General features: G+C 64.7%; 1 protein-coding gene. It reads right to left on the reverse strand.

Features of this window, described 5'->3' with window-relative positions:
* Nucleotides 1–434, reverse strand: a 434-nt coding sequence (locus ACYVHB_RS32940; protein WP_461056345.1) for a cupin domain-containing protein, incomplete at its 3' end; no start/stop codon positions are given.
* Nucleotides 435–519: the final 85 nt, after the last annotated feature.

Raw genomic sequence — 519 nt, forward strand, 5'->3', positions numbered from 1 at the left:
CGTTCGTAGGCCTTGCGGATCCAATGGAAGGACACGATGTCGTCGGAGACGTTCGCCAGGCCCCAGGTGGAGCCGGCGGCCAGGTAGGCGTAGCCGCCTTCTTCCATGTGGTGCACCTCGCCTTCGAGGGTGAGGTCCACCTTGCCCTTGGTCACGAAGATGACGCCTTCGACGCCGGCTTCGAATTCGGCCTTGGGTGCGCCGCCGCCCGCCGCAATCTCAACGATGAGCTGCGAGAACGTGGTGGCGAAGCCGGAGATGGGGCGGGCCAGGATCCAGGAGCGGGTCTTGTTGAAACCCGGCAGGGTGCTGGTCACAATGTCGGTCATGACGCCCTTGGGGATGACCGTGTAGGCCTCCTTGACGATGGCCCGTTCGGTGGTGAGGTGCGTCTGCGGCGGCAGTCCGCCCTGTGGGTAGTAATAGTTGCCCATGAGGGATCCTTACTTCGAAGTGGACTGCGCCAGCCGCGGGTGTGCGAGGGCAGTCAGGTCAGGGAGTTCGACGCCGGTCAGGGCC

This window comes from Spirosoma arcticum (assembly GCF_054779955.1).